This is a genomic window from Methylophaga sp. UBA5088 (genome assembly GCF_002414625.1).
In the GTDB taxonomy this organism is placed as follows: Bacteria; Pseudomonadota; Gammaproteobacteria; order Nitrosococcales; family Methylophagaceae; genus Methylophaga; species Methylophaga marina.
The window spans coordinates 10,586-11,067 of the sequence record NZ_DIAC01000026.1 but is presented as its reverse complement, the minus strand read 5'-3'; the positions used below and the strand labels follow the sequence as shown (position 1 = coordinate 11,067).

The following is a 482-nucleotide window of genomic DNA, read 5'->3' as shown; positions in this document are numbered from 1 at the left end:
GTGGGCGTATGCAAACGTATACTCAGCCGGGTCATGCCACAGTGGTTATCGACTATGCTCACACACCTGACGCATTACATCAGGCACTGAAGACCTTGCAAGTTCACTTACCCAAAACGGGGCAGCTCTGGTGTGTATTTGGCTGTGGCGGGGACAGAGACCGTGGTAAGCGCCCACTTATGGGGAAAGTCGCAGAAAGAGAAGCTAATCAGGTTATTGTTACGGATGATAATCCTCGTACCGAAGACCATCTGCTGATTATTGAAGATATCCTGGCGGGATGTGATGAACCGCAGAAAATTCGCGTTGAACTTGATCGTAAGCTAGCTATTAGCTATGCCATCAATCAAGCCAAGCCAGAAGATATTGTGCTGATTGCAGGTAAGGGGCATGAGTCCTATCAGGAAATCAATCATGTTCGCTATCCGTTTAGTGATACGGCTGTGGTTAAAGCTGTGTTCGACTCATACTCAACGGGCATA

At 47.9% G+C, this 482-nt stretch carries 1 protein-coding gene; it reads left to right on the top strand.

The genetic code is table 11. From position 1 onward, the window contains the following. Positions 1 to 8: 8 nt before the first annotated feature. The coding region (locus B4K20_RS03105) for a glutamate ligase domain-containing protein (RefSeq protein WP_289281846.1) at positions 9 to 482 on the top strand (474 nt) is incomplete at its 3' end.